Source organism: Paraburkholderia sp. SG-MS1, from assembly GCF_012275575.1.
Lineage (GTDB): Bacteria > Pseudomonadota > Gammaproteobacteria > Burkholderiales > Burkholderiaceae > Paraburkholderia.
The window spans coordinates 1-16,258 of the sequence record NZ_NPIH01000200.1; the positions used below are offsets into that span (position 1 = coordinate 1).

Annotated in this window: 13 protein-coding genes, 1 tRNA gene and 2 pseudogenes; 8 read left to right on the forward strand and 8 right to left on the reverse strand. The window is 63.4% G+C overall.

Annotation, left to right across the window (positions count from 1 at the left end):
* Positions 1–2,146, forward strand: a 2,146-nt coding sequence (locus CIC12_RS15465; RefSeq protein WP_238812642.1) for a prolyl oligopeptidase family serine peptidase, incomplete at its 5' end; no start/stop codon positions are given.
* A gap of 66 nt (positions 2,147–2,212) precedes the next feature.
* Here the strand turns inward: CIC12_RS15465 and xth are convergent.
* The gene (gene xth, locus CIC12_RS15470; RefSeq protein WP_168664959.1) at positions 2,213–2,989 is read right to left on the reverse strand and encodes an exodeoxyribonuclease III; all 777 of its coding nucleotides are present in this window, start codon (positions 2,987–2,989) and stop codon (positions 2,213–2,215) included.
* Positions 2,990–3,280: 291 nt separating this feature from the next.
* On the opposite strand from xth, the gene CIC12_RS15475 reads away from it, so the two are divergent.
* Complete coding sequence (locus tag CIC12_RS15475) at positions 3,281–3,568, forward strand: hypothetical protein (protein WP_121317276.1); 288 nt, start codon at positions 3,281–3,283, stop codon at positions 3,566–3,568.
* A 103-nt stretch (positions 3,569–3,671) separates the two neighbouring features.
* A tRNA-Met gene (locus CIC12_RS15480) sits at positions 3,672–3,748 on the forward strand.
* Positions 3,749–4,053: 305 nt separating this feature from the next.
* Here the strand turns inward: CIC12_RS15480 and CIC12_RS33145 are convergent.
* Positions 4,054–4,245 (reverse strand): SDR family oxidoreductase, encoded by a 192-nt coding sequence (locus CIC12_RS33145; RefSeq protein ID WP_342030541.1) that lies wholly within the window; start codon positions 4,243–4,245, stop codon positions 4,054–4,056.
* On the opposite strand from CIC12_RS33145, the gene CIC12_RS15485 reads away from it, so the two are divergent.
* On the forward strand, positions 4,178–4,618 hold the full coding sequence (locus CIC12_RS15485) for a winged helix-turn-helix transcriptional regulator (protein ID WP_342030542.1): 441 nt from the start codon (positions 4,178–4,180) through the stop codon (positions 4,616–4,618). The two genes, CIC12_RS33145 and CIC12_RS15485, sit on opposite strands and share 68 nt — an antisense overlap.
* Here the strand turns inward: CIC12_RS15485 and CIC12_RS15490 are convergent.
* Positions 4,554–5,513 carry a LysR substrate-binding domain-containing protein gene (locus CIC12_RS15490; protein ID WP_168664961.1) on the reverse strand — a complete coding sequence of 320 codons (960 nt, stop codon included), beginning with the start codon at positions 5,511–5,513 and terminating at the stop codon, positions 4,554–4,556. The genes CIC12_RS15485 and CIC12_RS15490 overlap by 65 nt on opposite strands.
* Positions 5,514–5,642: 129 nt before the next feature.
* On the opposite strand from CIC12_RS15490, the gene CIC12_RS15495 reads away from it, so the two are divergent.
* On the forward strand, positions 5,643–6,809 hold the full coding sequence (locus tag CIC12_RS15495; protein ID WP_168664962.1) for a mandelate racemase/muconate lactonizing enzyme family protein: 1,167 nt from the start codon (positions 5,643–5,645) through the stop codon (positions 6,807–6,809).
* A 163-nt stretch (positions 6,810–6,972) separates the two neighbouring features.
* Complete coding sequence (dctA, locus tag CIC12_RS15500) at positions 6,973–8,328, forward strand: C4-dicarboxylate transporter DctA (RefSeq protein ID WP_168664963.1); 1,356 nt, start codon at positions 6,973–6,975, stop codon at positions 8,326–8,328.
* Positions 8,329–8,494: 166 nt separating this feature from the next.
* Here the strand turns inward: dctA and CIC12_RS15505 are convergent, their stop codons facing one another.
* On the reverse strand, positions 8,495–9,205 hold the full coding sequence (locus CIC12_RS15505; protein ID WP_168664964.1) for an aspartate/glutamate racemase family protein: 711 nt from the start codon (positions 9,203–9,205) through the stop codon (positions 8,495–8,497).
* Between the two features lie 217 nt (positions 9,206–9,422).
* Between CIC12_RS15505 and CIC12_RS15510 the strand changes: the two genes are divergently transcribed.
* The gene (locus tag CIC12_RS15510; RefSeq protein ID WP_168664965.1) at positions 9,423–10,715 is read left to right on the forward strand and encodes an amidohydrolase family protein; all 1,293 of its coding nucleotides are present in this window, start codon (positions 9,423–9,425) and stop codon (positions 10,713–10,715) included.
* Positions 10,716–10,858: 143 nt separating this feature from the next.
* Here CIC12_RS15510 and CIC12_RS15515 read toward each other — a convergent pair whose 3' ends face one another.
* Positions 10,859–12,967 carry a M3 family metallopeptidase gene (locus CIC12_RS15515; RefSeq protein WP_168664966.1) on the reverse strand — a complete coding sequence of 703 codons (2,109 nt, stop codon included), beginning with the start codon at positions 12,965–12,967 and terminating at the stop codon, positions 10,859–10,861.
* A gap of 331 nt (positions 12,968–13,298) precedes the next feature.
* Here CIC12_RS15515 and CIC12_RS15520 point away from each other — a divergent pair, with 331 nt between their 5' ends.
* Entirely contained in the window at positions 13,299–14,414 is a 1,116-nt protein-coding gene (locus CIC12_RS15520; protein WP_168664967.1) for an acyltransferase family protein, read from the forward strand.
* 167 nt (positions 14,415–14,581) lie between these two features.
* On the opposite strand, the gene folD is transcribed toward CIC12_RS15520, so the two are convergent.
* The 3 genes and pseudogenes from folD to CIC12_RS15535 form a co-directional block, all read right to left on the reverse strand.
* Entirely contained in the window at positions 14,582–15,442 is an 861-nt protein-coding gene (folD, locus tag CIC12_RS15525) for a bifunctional methylenetetrahydrofolate dehydrogenase/methenyltetrahydrofolate cyclohydrolase FolD (protein WP_168664968.1), read from the reverse strand.
* 241 nt (positions 15,443–15,683) lie between these two features.
* Positions 15,684–16,023 (reverse strand): annotated as a pseudogene (locus CIC12_RS33150) (DUF2950 family protein); the annotation flags it as partial.
* A 146-nt stretch (positions 16,024–16,169) separates the two neighbouring features.
* Positions 16,170–16,258 (reverse strand): annotated as a pseudogene (locus tag CIC12_RS15535) (DNA-binding response regulator); the annotation flags it as partial.

Sequence of the window (16,258 nt, forward strand, 5' to 3'; positions counted from 1 at the left end):
CGCTTCTCTGAACTCTCCCGCTCCTTTCTCCTGGCCGCTTTCCCCCGATCCGTTCCTGTCGCTCGAAGCACTCGACGACCCCGCTGCGCTCGCGTGGGTCGAACAGCAGAACATCCGCACGCGCGCCGCGTGGTGCAGCGGCGCGCAGTTCGAGTTGCTCAGGCAGCGGCTCGCCGACGCGTATCTGCCGCGCGAACGTCCGGTGATTCCCGATCGCTGGAAAGACTGGGCCTACGATCTGTGGCAGGACGAGCGCAATCCGAAGGGCATCTGGCGGCGCACGACGTGGGCGGCGTGGCGCAGCGGTGCACCGGTCTGGCAGAACCTGCTCGACTTCGACGCGCTCGGCGCCGCGGAAGGTACACCATGGGTATGCGTCGAACTCGACATTCTTTATCCGGACGGCGATCGCGCGCTGATCACGATGTCGCCGGGCGGATCGGACGCGCAGGTGGTGCGCGAGTTCGACATCGACGCGCAACGTTTCGTCGACGACGGCTTCGTGATCGCGAAGGCTGGCAAGCACACGGCGTCGTGGATCGATCGCGACACGCTGTACGTCGGCTGGGACAACGGTCGCAAGACGCTGACGCGCTCCGGTTATCCGCGCGACGTGCGGCGCTGGACACGCGGCACCGCGCTCACCGATGCGCCGGTGGTGTTCAGGGGCAGGTTCCGCGATATTGGCGTGGAGGCACACTACGATCCGGTGGAGCGGCGGCATACGGTGGTGAGCAGCGTCGATTTTTTCGACTCGCACACGTATTACCTCGATGGCGCCGAGGGGGCTGATGGCGCTATCGACGCGTGGCGTCAGTACGACGTGCCCGCGCACGTCGCGGTGGGCGGCTGGCAAGGCTGGCTGCTGCTCGAGCCGCGTCTCGACTGGGATACCGACGGTGGGCGTTATCCTGGCGGCGCGTTGCTCGCGATCCGCGAGGATGCGTTTCTGCGCGGCGAGCGCGATGTGTTGCCGCTGTTCATGCCGACGCCGCTGACCTCGGCCTGCGAATGGACGCATACGCGTAATCACCTGATCGTGTCGTATCTCGACGACGTGCAGAACAAGACCTTACTGTGGACACCGTCGCAAGACGAGCATCACGCATGGCGTTGGCAGCAGCGCTTCTTTCCAGCGCATGCCGACGCCCAGCCCGACGTGTCGCCTGTCGAGCCGACGCTCAACGACGAAGTGTTCGTCGATACCGATGACTATCTGCAGCCGCCGGCGTACTGGCTGGCCGACCTCGCGCGGGACGACCTCAGCGAGTGGGAATTGATCGACCGCTGGCCGACCCAGTTCGATGCGACGCGCTTCGGTGTCACGCGCGGGCATGCGGTGTCGGCGGATGGCACGCGGGTGCCGTATACGGTGATCGGGCCGCGCGCTGCGCAATCGTTCGAACCGTCGCATGGCGCGCGCCCCTGCTTGTTGAGCGGCTACGGCGGCTTCGCGATTCCGCTCCTGCCGAGCTATCTGACCGGGCAGGGCATCGGCTGGCTGGAGCGCGGCGGCGTGTACGTAGTCGCGCATATTCGTGGCGGCGGCGAGTTCGGCACGCGCTGGCATACAGCGGCGCAGGGCGAGCAGCGCCAGCGCGCCTTCGACGACTTCATCGCGGTCGCCGAGGCGCTCATCGGCACCGGCGTGACGAGTGCGGCGCAGCTCGGCATTCAGGGCGGCAGCAACGGCGGTTTGCTGGTGGCGGCGTGCATGGTGCAGCGTCCCGAGTTGTTCGGCGCGGTGGTGTGCGAAGTGCCTTTGCTCGATATGAGCCGCTATCACCTGCTGCATGCGGGCGCGTCATGGATCGACGAATACGGCGATCCGGACGAGCCCGACGAAGCGCGCGTGCTGGCCGCTTACTCGCCGTATCACCGCGTGTCCGCGGGCGTCGCGTATCCGCCCGTGCTGTTCACCACCTCGACTGCCGACGATCGCGTGCATCCCGGCCACGCGCGCAAGATGGCCGCGCGCATGCAGGCGCTCGGCGTGGCTGGCGCAGACCGGGTCTGGTATCGGGAGAACACGGAAGGCGGGCACGGGGGCTCCGATGAGCTGGAGCAGGCCGAGCATGACGCGATGGTCTTCGAATTCCTGTGGAGCGTGCTGGGCGGCTTTGCGCAGGTCGACGCGGCGGTGTAGGGCGCGCACGCTGCGCCTGGTGCGAGGCGTTGGCGACGCAGCCGCACCAGGCATCGAATCGGCGGATCAGCCGAGCTGCGCGAAGACCGGCGCGTGATCGGACGGCTGTTCCCATTTGCGCGGCACCTTGTCGATGTCGCACGCCGAGCATACGTCGGCCAGCGGCTTCGACAGGAGGATGTGGTCGATGCGTAGCCCCGCATTGCGGCGGAACGCCATCATCCGGTAGTCCCACCATGAGTAGATCTTCTCCGGCTGTTCGAACTGGCGGAACGCATCGAGCAGGCCGAGTTCGATCAGCCGCACGAACGCGGCGCGTTCTTCCGGCGATACCAGGTTCTGGCCTTCCCATGCTTTCGGATCGTGCACGTCGCGATCCTCCGGCGCGATGTTGTAATCGCCGAGCAGCGCGAGCTTCGGATGCAGCGCCATTTCGCTCGCGATCCAGTCGTGCAGCGCCGCGAGCCAGCGCAGTTTGTACGCGAACTTGTCGGTGCCCGGCGCCTGGCCGTTCGGGAAGTATGCGCAGATGATGCGCACGCCTTCGATGGTGGCCGCAATCACGCGTTGCTGCGGATCTTCGAAGCCCGGGATGTTGCGCACGATACTGCTTTCGTCGACATCCAGCCCGTCGCGCACGAGAATGCCGACACCGTTATAGGTTTTCTGACCGGCATACCAGCTGCGGTAGCCTTTTTCCGTGAGTTCGGCGCGCGGAAATTTTTCGTCTGGCAGCTTGAGCTCCTGGAGACAGAGCACGTCGGTGCCGCTGGTTTCGAGCCAGTCGATCACGTGCTGCTGACGGACTTTAAGAGAGTTGACGTTCCAGGTGGCGATTTTCATGACATTCTCACATTCTTGCGGGCACGGTTTCGTGGGGGCCTCGACCCCTCGTTTGCTCGAGCGCTCAGGTTTGCCGCGTGTCGCGGGGCCGATGGCCATTCGACTCATGGTGCGCCTGACGACGCGCCTGATTGCGCAGGCGATTGCAGTAGTCCCGCATCTTATCGCGCGAGAGCGGGGCCCGCGAAAGTTGCCCCGCGCGGCGCCGCAAAAATAAAAGCGCGATGCCGGGATGTCGCGGCGTATAGTGGGACCACACACTTTCGCACGATTGCGAGTCGGAGACTCATCATGGCCGAACTTTACCCCGCCCTTTATAAGGACTTCGAAGTGCACCCGCTGGTGTTTTCGCGGGCGTTCGACAAATTCGACGGCCACAAGCGGCACGCCGAGGGCTACGACGTCGCGGTGCGCGTATGCCGTCCGGGCGCGATCAGCGGCTCGAAAGCGAGCCGTGTATTTCGCCTCGTGCTGCCCGCCACGATCGCGGATTTCGGCGTGGCCAAACGCAGCGCGAGTCAGTATGGCGCGGACATCATCGATGGCAAGGTGGAAGGCGCGACGGTCCAGGATCTTTGACGCGTTTCATGACGAGTGCCGCTGTGCATACGATCGTTCGAGCAATAATGCGTACATTGGTTTGACGTATTGCGAACAGCCAGATATAATCTTTTTTCTCTGACGCGGGGTGGAGCAGTCTGGCAGCTCGTCGGGCTCATAACCCGAAGGTCACAGGTTCAAATCCTGTCCCCGCAACCAACGCATTAAAGGCTTTGCAAGATTTCAGGTGCTTAGGCAGTAGATCGCAAGCCATCAGAAATCTAGCAAATCCGTTGTGACAAAAGCCCGCGCTAGCGGGCTTTTTGTTTTGCGGCTTCTGACGGCTTCGCGCCGTTCTCTTTCCGTGCTACCTGCAGACTTCGCCACGAACGACAGCACACGCGTAGTGTGCCTTTATCAGCCTCTTTGCTGAGTCGCTTGTCGCGCGTCGCCAAGATCGCGAGAAGCCGGGACATGCCGCCCCGAACGAAGCGCAAAAGCAGGGCGTCCCCGCGAGACTTGCGTCAGGCAGTCATGCCCCCGTCAACACACATTTGCGCACCGGTGACAAAGCTGCTGTCGGCCGGTGCCAGAAATCGCGCAGTAGCGGCCACTGCTTCGGGCAGCCGCGATAACCGGTCGGTTTGGATCCTCACCGTGTTGTGCACGAAGCCGTCCCGGCTCAATGCGATAAAGCGACGCCTTGACCCCGTCACTCACCGGGCGCTAACCGAGGCTCTGCGACCCCTGGAGCGAAATGGCCTCGTCAATCGCCGTGTCATAGCGTCGCCGCCGGTGGCCGTCAAATATTCGATCACACCGTTGGGGCGGTCGTTACAGGACCCGTTCACGAGTCCCGTCACGTGGGCGGGCAAACACGGCGGCAGTATCGAAAGCCGCACACGGCCTTTGACGACGGGTCCGCCTGAGATATCCATCGTAGGGATACCGAAATACGTTTCAGATTGCGACCGCACAAAAATGCTATCTCTAGCAGACCTTCATGCTGTATGCGATGCACGATTTATGGCTTGCGGCCCGCTTTCTTTTTTCGTGCGTAGATCAGCGCGCCAGTTTCGACCGGGATGAACGGCGCCTGAAAATGATCGATCAGAAAATCGATGAATGCTCGCGCGCGCGCGGTCTGGTTGCGCTGGCTGGGATAGTAGACAAATAGATCGGCGGACGGCAGTTCCGTGTCTGGCAAGACCAGCCTTAACCTGCCGCTCTGAACGTACTTCGCCAGATCCCATTCGGAACGAATCAGGATCCCATGCCCGTCGAGCGCCCAGCGCAGCACGATGTCGCCATCGTTGCTCGACAGCGCGCCTTTGACTTTCAGCGCCTCGGTGTGCTCGCCCTGCATGTACCTCCAGACGCCATAGGCATCATTGTTCTGGCGATGAATGATGCAGCGGTGGCGGGCGAGGTCCTCGACGCGCGCCGGTGTTCCGAAACGCTCCAGGTATTTCGGGGAGGCGCAAAGAAAACGCCGATTGCTCATGATGCGCCTCGCGCTCAGCCGGCTATCGGGAAGCTCGCCGAAACGGATCGCCATATCGAATGCCTCCTCGACCAGATCGATGGGGCGGTCGGTCACTTCGAACTGGATTTCGACATTCGGGAATCGCTTTGCGAAGTCGGACACGAGCGGCGCGATGGTCGTGCGCCCGAAGCCGAGCGTCGCATTGATCCGCAACAGCCCGTGAGGATCGGACCTGGCGCCCGATATCTCGTCTTCCATCTGCCGGACCTGCCCGACAAATTGCGTCGCGTAGCGCAGGTAGGTCTCGCCTTCCGGCGTGAGACTGACGCTTCGCGTCGTCCGGTTGACGAGCCGCACCCCCAGTTTCTGCTCGATCAACCCCAGCCGTTTGGTGGCGGCCGGCGGGGTGAGATCGAGCGCACGTGCGGCTCCCGACAGGCTTTTGAGTTTGGCGAGGAGGACAAAAAACTCGAAATCGGATGCCGGGTCGGTTGCCACTTTGCTTATTCACCTGAAGTAAAAAATGAAATGAATCCAAGCGAATTCTAGCGCTTCGATTCGCGGATAAGCTAGTTTCCATCGCAGCCAGACGCATGCAATGCGTGCCTAAAACTCAGGAGACACGTCATGAGAATCGTGGAAATCCGCGAAAAGACCGTTCCGATCAGCTCCCCGATCCGCAATGCCTATATCGACTTCAGCAAGATGACGCTGAGTCTCGTCGCCGTAGTGACGGATGTCATCCGCGACGGAAGGCCTATCGTCGGTTATGGCTTCAACTCCAACGGCCGCTACGGGCAGGGCAAGCTGATGCGCGAGCGTTTCATTCCGCGCATCCTCGAAGCCGATCCCGCCACGCTCGTCAACGATGCCGGCGACAACCTCGATCCGCACAAGATCTGGGCGACCCTGTTCACCAACGAAAAGCCCGGCGGTCACGGCGAGCGCTCGGTCGCGATCGGCACGATCGACATGGCGATCTGGGATGCCGTGGCAAAGATCGAGGACAAACCACTGTTCCAACTGCTGGCGGATCGCTATGGCAACGGCCAACCCGACCGTCGGATTTTCGTGTACGCGGCGGGCGGTTACTACTACCCAGGCCAGGATCACGGGAAGCTGAAAGACGAAATGCGCAGTTATATCGACCGTGGCTACACGGTCGTGAAAAAGAAGATCGGCGGGGCCTCGCTCGACGAAGACCTGCGCCGCATCGACTCGGTTCTGAGCGTGCTCGGCGACGGGCAGAAGCTGGCCGTCGATGCCAATGGCCGTTTCGATCTCGACACGGCGATCCGGTACGCGAAGGCGCTCTCGCAATACGACCTGTTCTGGTACGAGGAGCCGGGCGATCCGCTCGACTATGAACTGCAGGCGACCTTGCGCAACTACTACGACAAACCGATGGCGACCGGCGAGGACCTGTTCTCGATGCAGGATGCCCGCAACCTGATTCGCTACGGCGGTATGCGTGCGGACCGGGACTGGCTGCAGTTCGACTGCGCGTTGAGCTACGGCCTCGTCGAGTATCTGCGTACGCTCGACATGCTGCATCAGCACGGCTGGTCACCGAGCCGCTGCATTCCGCACGGCGGCCACCAGATGTCGTTGAACATCGCGGCCGGCCTGGGTCTTGGTGGCAACGAATCCTATCCCGACCTGTTCCAGCCGTACGGCGGCTTCCCCGACGGTGTGAAGGTAGACAACGGCTACATCACCATGCCCGACCTGCCGGGTATCGGCTTCGAAGGCAAAGCCGATCTGTTTGCCGAGATGCAGAAGCTGTCCGCCTAAGCCGTCGACCGGCAAGCGCGCCGGCTCAGGCGTCGGCGCGGCGTTCACAAAAATAGACAAAAGGAACGCAGGCGAAATCGGTCCGTGCTCACCGCAGTGGCAGATCCCGCTGCGGATGCTCGGCCTGACTTTCATTAAAAGATGCCACGCATAGGAGACAGTCATGCGGGTTTCAAAGATCGGAAAATATCTTTCCAGGCTCTATGTACAGGTTCTGATCGGCATTGTCGTCGGCGTCCTCGTCGGCCATTTCTATCCTGACATCGGGTCCCAACTCAAACCACTTGGCGACCTGTTCATCAAACTGATCCGGATGCTGCTTGCTCCGATCATTTTCGCCTCCGTGGTCGTCGGTATCGCTCGCATGAATGATCTTCATGAGGCCGGTCGCGTCGGCGTCAAGGCGGTCATCTACTTTGAAATAGCATCGACGATTGCGCTTGCTGTCGGCCTCATCATCGTGAACGTGATCAAGCCGGGCAGCGGCATGAACATCGACCCCGCGCATATCGACAGTTCCGCGATTGCCGCCTACACGCACGCAGCACAGCAGCACGGCATGCTCGAGTTCTTCATGAGCATCGTTCCGAACAGCATTGTCGGAGCGTTCGCGAATGGGGATATCCTGCCAATCATCTTCTTTTCACTGCTGCTCGCCATCGCACTCGCCAGGCTGGGTCCCCGAACCGCGCCGTTCGTCGACATGCTCGACATGTTCCTTCAGGGCATGTTCGGCGTCGTGCGAATCGTGATGTACGTCGCGCCGATTGGCGCGTTCGGCGGCATGGCATTTACCATCGCGAAGTACGGCATCGGCACGCTGGCGTCATTCGGCCAGTTGATGCTGTGCCTCTATCTGACTTCGATTTTCTTCGTGGTCGTGGTGCTTGGACTGGTAATGCGCATGAGTGGGCTGTCGCTGTGGAAGTATCTCCGCTACATCAAGGGCGAAATTTTCATCACGCTCGGCACTGCGTCCACCGAAGCGGTGCTCCCCCAAATGCTGATCAAAATGGAAAAGATGGGGTGTTCACGGCCCGTGGTCGGCATGGTGTTGCCGACGGGCTATACCTTCAATGCCGATGGCACGGCAATCTATCTGACCATGGCTTCGATGTTCATTGCGCAGGCGATGAATATCCACCTCACTCTTTGGGACCAGTTGCTGCTGCTCGGCGTGTTGCTGCTAACGTCCAAAGGATCTGCGGGTGTGGCGGGGGCCGGCTTCGTCGCGCTGGCTGCGACGCTGGCCTCAATGCACAAGATCCCTGTGTCCGGGCTCGTGCTGCTGCTGGGAGTCGACCGCTTCCTCAACGAGGCGCGTGCCGTCACGAACCTGATCGGCAACGGCGTGGCGACGATCGTGGTCGCCCGATGGGAAGGGGCGATTGACATGAACAAGGCTCGAGCGACGCTCGACCGTACGAATACGAGCATTGACGCACGGGAGTCCACCGACGAAGCGTTGGTGGATCGAACGCATCCGGAAGACACGATTATGCGGGCCCCCACGCATTGAGTCGTGCAGTCAGTTTCATCGCGCGTATCACCGCCGTGACCACGCATTCCGACAAGGCGCATTGTCGCGAGTCAGCTTTGGATTACCACGAAATCCCGACGCCGGGGAGGCTTGCGATCATCCCGGCGAAGCAGATGAGTAAGCAGCGCGAGCGTTCCGCCCGTCGTCAGCCGCGCGGCTGATGGGTATCAATCGCCCATTCCACCGCCGCTTGCGCATGCAGCGCGGTCGTATCGAACACCGGCAGCGCGCAATCTTCCGGCTTGATCAGCAGCGTGATTTCAGTGCAGCCGAGAATCACCGCCTGCGCGCCACGCTCGGCCAGTGATTGGATCACACCTTGATACACCGCTCGCGACGCATCCTGCACGTTGCCGTGACACAGCTCGTCGTAAATGATGCGGTGCACGTCGGCCCGGCCGGCCTCATCGGGAACGAGCGTGTCGAGGCCGTAGCGCTCACGCAGGCGGCCCGTGTAAAACGTCTGCTCCATCGTATAGCGCGTGCCGAGCAGGCCAACCCGTTCGATACCGGCAGCCCGCAGCGCTTCGCCGGTCGGATCGGCGATATGCAGGAACGGCACGGTGATCGCCTGCTCGATCGACCCGTACACGCGATGCATCGTGTTGGTCGCGAGCATCACCAGATCGGCGCCGCCGCGTTCGAGCTGGCGCGCGGCATCGGCCATCTGCTGACCGAGCGCGTTCCAGTCGCCCGCGCGCTGGTTCGCCTCGATCGGCGCGAAGTCGACCGTCAGCATCAGACTGCGGGCGTTGTGATGACCGCCGAGCCGCGCCTTTGCATGACGGTTGAGGAGTTTGTAATACTCGGTGGACGACTCCCAGCTCATCCCACCAATCACGCCGATCATTTTCATCTGCCTGCTCCGTGAACGGGTGACGGTTGCCGGAACGCCCGGCATGCACCGTCCTGAACGCCGAGTATAGGCGTGCGGCGATGCATGCAGCCGGTACGGATTGCGCGCCGCGCGCCGGTACGCAAGCCGGGGCGGGGCATCGGGATAAAACACCGCACGACCTTTTCTGTCGTCGATAGAATCGTAACCACCCAGAAGCGGGCAAAGGGAGAGACATATGGATCTGATCATCCGCCGCGCGATGCTGCCGTCGGGCGCCGCGCCGCAGGACGGACAACCGGTCGACATCGGCATCGATGCGGGCCGCATCGTCGCCGTCGAGGCGAACCTCGCCGCGAACGCAGGCGAAGAAATCGATGCAGCGGGTTCGCTCGTCGCGCCGCCGTTCGTCGATCCGCATTTCCACATGGACGCGACGCTGTCATACGGCTTGCCGCGCGTGAACGCGTCGGGCACGCTGCTCGAGGGCATTGCGCTGTGGGGCGAGTTGAAGCCGGAACTGACGCAGGCGGCGCTTGTCGAGCGCGCATTGCAGTATTGCGACTGGGCCGTCGCACGCGGCTTGCTGGCGATCCGCAGCCATGTCGACGTGTGCGATCCGCGCCTGCTCGCGGTCGAGGCGCTGCTCGAAGTGAAGCGCCGGGTCGCGCCGTATCTCGATCTGCAACTGGTGGCGTTTCCACAGGACGGCGTGCTGCGCAGCGCCGGCGCGTTCGAGAATCTCAAGCGGGCGATCGCGATGGGCGTGGACGTGGTCGGCGGCATTCCGCATTTCGAGCGCACGATGGCCGACGGCGCGCAATCCGTGCGCCTGCTGTGCGAATACGCGGCGGAGCAGGGCTTGCGCGTCGACATGCATTGCGACGAATCGGACGATCCCATGTCGCGCCACATCGAGACGCTGGCGGCCGAAACGCAGCGGCTCGGCTTGCAGGGGCGCGTCACCGGTTCGCATCTGACGTCGATGCATTCGATGGACAACTACTACGTCAGCAAGCTCCTGCCGCTGATGCGCGAGTCGGGCGTCGCGGCGATCGCGAATCCGCTCATCAACATCACGCTGCAGGGGCGCAGCGACACGTATCCGAAACGGCGCGGCATGACGCGCGTGCCGGAGATGATGGCGGCCGGCATCAACGTCGCGTTCGGCCATGACTGCGTGATGGACCCGTGGTATAGCCTCGGTTCGGGCGACATGCTCGAAGTCGCGCACATGGGCCTGCACGTCGCGCAGATGACGGGCGTCGACGGCATGCGCGCGTGCTTCGACGCGGTCACGGTGAATGCCGCGCGGATTCTCGGTCTGGAAGGCTATGGCATCGCGCCGGGATGCGCGGCCAATCTCGTGCTGCTCGACGCGCGCGATCCGGTCGAGGCGATTCGCCTGCGCGCCGCGCGGCTCGCGGTGGTGAGCCGTGGCAAGGTGGTAAGCCGCGCGCCGGCCGCGCGGGCGGCGCTGTCGCTCGAAGGGCGGCCGGCGCAGGTAGACTTCAAGCTGCATCGCGGCTAGCCGCTGGCGCGGCGCGGTAAGTCTGCGGTTTGTGCGCGCAGGCGTTAGCGCAAGAAAAAGCCGGCGCCTGCTCACGCAGGCCGCCGGCTTTGTTTGATGACATCGACGGCGCTCGACCACACGCCGCTCGATGCTTCAACCGGTCAATGCACCGAGCCCGGCGCCATGCCGTTATGGCGCAACAACGCATCGATATTCGGCTCGCGGCCACGGAACGCCTTGAACGATTCCATCGCCGGACGGCTGCCGCCCACCTCCAGAATCTCCTTGCGATAGCGCATGCCGGTCGTCTGATCGAGCACGCTGCCGCTCGCGGCTTGCGCCGCTTCTTCGAACGCGGCGTACGCGTCGGCGGACAGCACTTCAGCCCACTTGTAGCTGTAGTACCCCGCCGCATAACCGCCCGCGAAAATATGGCTGAACGTGTTCGGCCAACGCGAGAACGGTGCTTGCGGCACGACGTGGAAGCGTTCGTTGATCTCGCTCGCGAGTTCGGTGGCGCTCTTCGTGCCGCTCGCATCGAAGCCGGTGTGCAGTTGCATGTCGAACATCGAGAACACGATCTGACGCAGGGTGCCCAGACCGCTCTGGAAGTTCTTCGCGGCCAGCATCTTGTCGAACAGATCGCGCGGCAGCGGCTTCGCCGTTTCGACGTGCGAGGTCATGTCGCTGAGCACGTCCCACTCCCAGCAGAAGTTCTCCATGAATTGCGACGGCAGTTCGACCGCGTCCCACTCCACGCCGTTGATCCCCGAGACGCCCAGTTCATCGACGCGCGTGAGCATGTGATGCAGTCCGTGGCCGAACTCGTGGAACAGCGTGATGACTTCGTCGTGCGTGAAGCAGGCGGGCTTGCCGCCGACCGGCGCCGAGAAATTGCAGGTCAGATACGCGACCGGCGTTTGCACGCCGCCGTGCGAGTGCTTGTGACGGCCGCGTGCATCGTCCATCCAGGCGCCGCCGCGTTTGCCTTCGCGGGCATACAGGTCGAGATAGAACTGCGCGACCAGGCCACCGTCCTGATTTTCGACGCGGAAAAAGCGCACGTCCGGATGCCACACGGCCGCTTCGTCGCGGCGGATGCGCACGCCGAACAGCGTCTCCGTGACCTTGAAGAGACCCTTGAACACCGCGTCTTCGGGGAAGTACTGTTTGACCTCGTTCTCGGAGAACGAATAGCGTTTCTGGCGCAGACGTTCAGCGGCAAACGTCATGTCCCACGGTTGCAGATCGCTCATGCCCAGTTCGTTCGCGGCGAATTCGCGCAGCTCCTTCCAGTCCTGTTCCGCATGCGGGCGCGCGCGCGTGGCGAGGTCTTCGAGGAACGTCATGACCTGCGCGGGCGACTCGGCCATCTTCGGCGCAAGCGAGACTTCGGCGAAGTTGTCGTAGCCGAGCATATGCGCTTCTTCCGCGCGCAGCTTCAACTGTTCGGCGAGCACCGACGTGTTGTCCCACTCAGGCTTGCCGTTGCCGTATTGCGCACCGAGTTCGGATGCGCGCGTCACGTACGCGCGGTACATCGCTTCGCGCATCGCACGATTTTCCGAGTACTGCATCACCGGGAAATATGACGGGAAGTGCAGCGTGAATTTGTAGCCGGTCTTGCCTTCGCGTTCGGCCGCTTCCTTCGCGGCTTCGATCACGTCTTCGGGCAGTCCGGCCAGTTGCGCTTCCTCGCCCGCATCGACGATGTACGCGTAAGCATTGGTCGCGTCGAGCACGTGGTCGGAGAAGGCTTTCGATAGCCCCGCCTGCTTTTCCTGCAGCTCGGCGAAGTGCGGCTTCTGGTCTTCCGGCAGTTCGGCGCCAGACAGACGGAAATCGCGCAGCGCATTGCCGAGGATCTTCTTGCGCTCGCCGGTCAGCGATGCGAAATCGCTGCTCGCGTTCAGCGCCTTGTACTTCTCGTACAGCGCGAGGTTCTGTCCGACGCTCGACCAGAATTCAGTGACGCGCGGCAGATTTTCGCCGTACACGGCGCGCAGTTCAGGCGTATCGGCGACGGCGTTCAGATGGCCGACCACGCTCCACGCGCGCGACAGCGGTTCGGTGGCGCGTTCGACCGGCTCGACCACGTCGGCCCATGACGCAGGCGTGAGCGGCAGCGCGGCACGCTCGACGGCGGCGGCCGCGTCGGCGAGCAGCACATCGAGAGCGGGCGTCACGTGTTCGGGGCGGATGTCGGCAAAGCGCGGCAGGTCGGAAAAATCGAGGAGCGGATTGTCGTGATGCGAGGGAGTAGTGGACATGAGGCTTCCTGTCTGACGCGGGTGAAGGGTAATCGGTGCATCGACGAGAGGCGCGCGCGGTCGCCTGTGGCACCCGATATGAGCATTATTGGGGCGGGACGCGCCGATTCCAATCCGTCGGCAGACAAATTATCAGATGTCGTGGCTCCGTGGGGGAATCGCATGCGGCGTGCGGCGTGTGACATGACGGCGGCCACGCGCGCTCGCGGCGCCTTCGGGGCGCCTGCTGCGGCTAAAGCGTTTCTGTGCGAAAGCGAACGGTGCGCATTGCTGCTCTGCCGCAATCTGACATGTCGCCAGCAGTGAGCGATGTTTTCTGTCCGAGGTATCGATGAATCCGCTTTCGCACGCTTTAAAGCGCAACGGCAACAACTTCGACCTCGTGCGGCTGCTGGCCGCCGTGGCCGTCGTATATGGCCATTCGTATCTGCTCCAGGCGCCGGATGGCACGACCGACTGGGTGCAGAACGCGCTCGGCTTCGATGGCTTCGGCGCGTTCGGCGTTTACGCCTTTTTTTTGCTGAGCGGCATGCTGGTGACTGCCAGCTTCGACCGGCAACGCTCGGGCCCGCGTTTCGTCGCGTTGCGCATCGCACGGCTGTGGCCGGCGGTGGCGCTCGGCTCGGTCGTGACGGTGTTCATCATCGGGCCGCTTTTCACGACGCTGCCGCTGCGCGAATACTTCGCCTCCGGCATGACCTGGGCGAACCTCGACAGCTTCTCCACCATCGCCCTGAAGACCCGCTGGACGTTGCCTGGCGTGTTCGAGCACAACCGCATGCCGCACGAGATCTGCGCAACGTTGTGGACGCTGCCGCTCGAAGTGCGCTGCTATCTGATCGTGCTCGTGACCGGGATGCTGGGGCTGCTGTCCAGCCCGCGCGGCGTGCTGCTGGCGGCGGTGCTCGGCGGCGCCGCGATCGTGGTGCGCGTGCATCTGCCGCACCTGCAGCTGGGCGTGCGCGATTTCAGCCATCCTGCCAACGGCTATTCGTTCTGGCCGGAGCCGTTCTTCATCCTGGGAATGCTGCTGTACGGCTGGCGCGAGCGGGTCGACATCAACGGTCTGACGGCGCTGGGGTTCGGGATGGTGTTTCTGGTCTTTCGCGATACGGCCGGGGCGCAGCCGCTGTTCTATCTGGCCTTCGTGTACGGCGTGCTGTGGGTGGGAACGACGCCCATACTGCGGCGCTTCGTGCCGGCTCACGACTACTCGTACGGTATTTATCTGTACGGGTTCATGGTGCAGCAGTGCGTCGCGAATATCGCGCCGCAGTTGAGCCACGTGATGTCGCTGGTGGTTGCCGCGCCGTTGATCCTCGTGAGCGCGGCGCTGTCGTGGCACTTTGTGGAACGGCCCGTGCTGACGTGGTGCCGCACGCGGCTTGCGCCGCAGCACAGGTCGCCGGCGCCGGGTATGGCTGCGGGGGACCAGGCGATGCGTTGAGGCGGCGCTGGCCGCGCGCTGCGCACCTTGCACTTCTCGCCGCCGGCGCGCGCATGCCGCTGTTTCCTGCGCCGGGCTTCTGTGCGCGAAGCCGGGCGCCAAGGTTCGCAGAAACTTTCTCTGCCGGCGAATGTGCTGTGCCGGCCGGCATTTTCCGCGTGCCGCCGTTACGCCTTCGCGTCGGCTTCGCGCTCGGCGGCTTCGATCGTGTTGACGAGCAGCATCGTGATGGTCATCGGGCCGACGCCGCCCGGCACTGGCGTGATGTAGCCGGCGACTTCCTTGACGCCCGCGAAATCGACGTCGCCGCACAGCTTGCCGGCGTCGTCGCGATTCATGCCGACGTCGATCACCGTCGCGCCTGGCTTCACCATGTCGGCGGTCAGAATGTTGCGCAAGCCGGTGGCAGCGACCACCACGTCGGCGTTGCGCGTGTGCGCGGCCAGATCGCGTGTCTTGCTATGGCAGATCGTCACGGTCGCGCCGGCTTCGAGCAGCAGCAGCGCCATCGGCTTGCCGACGATGTTCGAGCGGCCGATCACCACCGCGTTCGCGCCTTTCAGATCGATCCCGTATGCGTCGAACATTTTCATCACGCCGTAGGGCGTGCACGGACGAAACAGCGGCTGGCCGGTCATCAGAGCGCCAGCATTGGCGACGTGAAAGCCGTCGACGTCCTTTTCCGGCGCGATCGCCTCGATCACCTTGTGGCTGTCAATATGTTTGGGCAGCGGCAGTTGCACCAGAATCCCGTGGATGCGCGGATCGCGGTTCAGTTCGTCGATGCGCGCGAGCAGATCCGCTTCCGGCAGGTCGGCCGGATAGCGGTCGAACGACGAGCCGAGGCCGTTGTCCTGGCACGCCTTGACCTTGTTGCGCACATACACTTCGCTGGCCGGATTGTCGCCGACCAGCACGACGGCGAGTCCCGGCTGATGGCCGCGGACGGTGAGGGCGGCGGCGCGCGCGGCGACGTCGGCGCGCAGGGTCTTGGAAAGGGCGAGGCCGTCGATCAGTTTGGCAGTCATGGTCGGGTCGAGATAGGCAGTTTGGAAAGCGGGGCAGGGCGCGGACGCCTGAAGGCGCCCCGCGCGATGGCGCTTTTCAGCGGGAACGGGTCGGCACGTGAAAAGCGCGCGGCGCGAATCGGAGATAGGCGCGGCCGTGAAGTCCGACATTATACCGGGCCTGTCTGACGCGCCACGCGTGGATCCGCGTCACACGCAGCGCAACCGGCAGGCCATCGCTCCGTGCCGGGAAGGCCACGCTTTACGGCTGCACCGCCTGCCAGCTCTCGTCCGGATCGAACGCTTTGATCGCTGCTGCTGCACGCGCCGTCTGAGGTTCGAGGTTCTTCTGATACACCTGACCATCCTGATTGACGATGAAACTTATCACCGGTCCGGCCATACCCGGCGGGCGATGCGATCAGCCCAAACCCTCCGCTCATCACGCCATGCTCGACATGGTTTCGCGCACCGCCTTTCGCATGCGGCCCTCGCGCGGTGAGGATCCGGTAGTGATAGCCGTGATACGCCTGCGTCGGCAGCCTGCCGTTGGGCATCGTGGCGGCGAGCGGCCCGAGCGGGCTTTCGGCTTCGCCGGGCGCCAGATGCGCGGTGGGAGGGAAAAACAAACGCGGGAAGGGTGCCGCGCGCGGGTAGCGCAGGCGTGGAACCGCTGCGGGCCGGACGCTTCTGCCGTCCGGCCGTGAGCAATGCGATGGCTTCTTGCGGGGAATGCCGCCCGTCGGATTTATTGCGCGGGTTGCGGCTTGTTCGACAGCGCCAGTCGCAGCAGATCGGCGACCGTATTGACGTTGAGCTTTTCCATGATGTTGGCGC

What these genes read in the sequence shown, in the direction of transcription:
- CIC12_RS15495 (WP_168664962.1), top strand. Translation starts at nt 5,643, where the DNA reads ATGAGAATCGTGGAAATCCGCGAAAAGACCGTTCCGATCAGCTCCCCG.
- CIC12_RS15505 (WP_168664964.1), bottom strand. Translation starts at nt 9,205, where the DNA reads ATGAAAATGATCGGCGTGATTGGTGGGATGAGCTGGGAGTCGTCCACC.
- CIC12_RS15510 (WP_168664965.1), top strand. Translation starts at nt 9,423, where the DNA reads ATGGATCTGATCATCCGCCGCGCGATGCTGCCGTCGGGCGCCGCGCCG.
- CIC12_RS15520 (WP_168664967.1), top strand. Translation starts at nt 13,299, where the DNA reads ATGAATCCGCTTTCGCACGCTTTAAAGCGCAACGGCAACAACTTCGAC.
- folD (WP_168664968.1), bottom strand. Translation starts at nt 15,442, where the DNA reads ATGACTGCCAAACTGATCGACGGCCTCGCCCTTTCCAAGACCCTGCGC.
- xth (WP_168664959.1), bottom strand. Translation starts at nt 2,989, where the DNA reads ATGAAAATCGCCACCTGGAACGTCAACTCTCTTAAAGTCCGTCAGCAG.
- CIC12_RS15515 (WP_168664966.1), bottom strand. Translation starts at nt 12,967, where the DNA reads ATGTCCACTACTCCCTCGCATCACGACAATCCGCTCCTCGATTTTTCC.
- CIC12_RS15475 (WP_121317276.1), top strand. Translation starts at nt 3,281, where the DNA reads ATGGCCGAACTTTACCCCGCCCTTTATAAGGACTTCGAAGTGCACCCG.
- dctA (WP_168664963.1), top strand. Translation starts at nt 6,973, where the DNA reads ATGCGGGTTTCAAAGATCGGAAAATATCTTTCCAGGCTCTATGTACAG.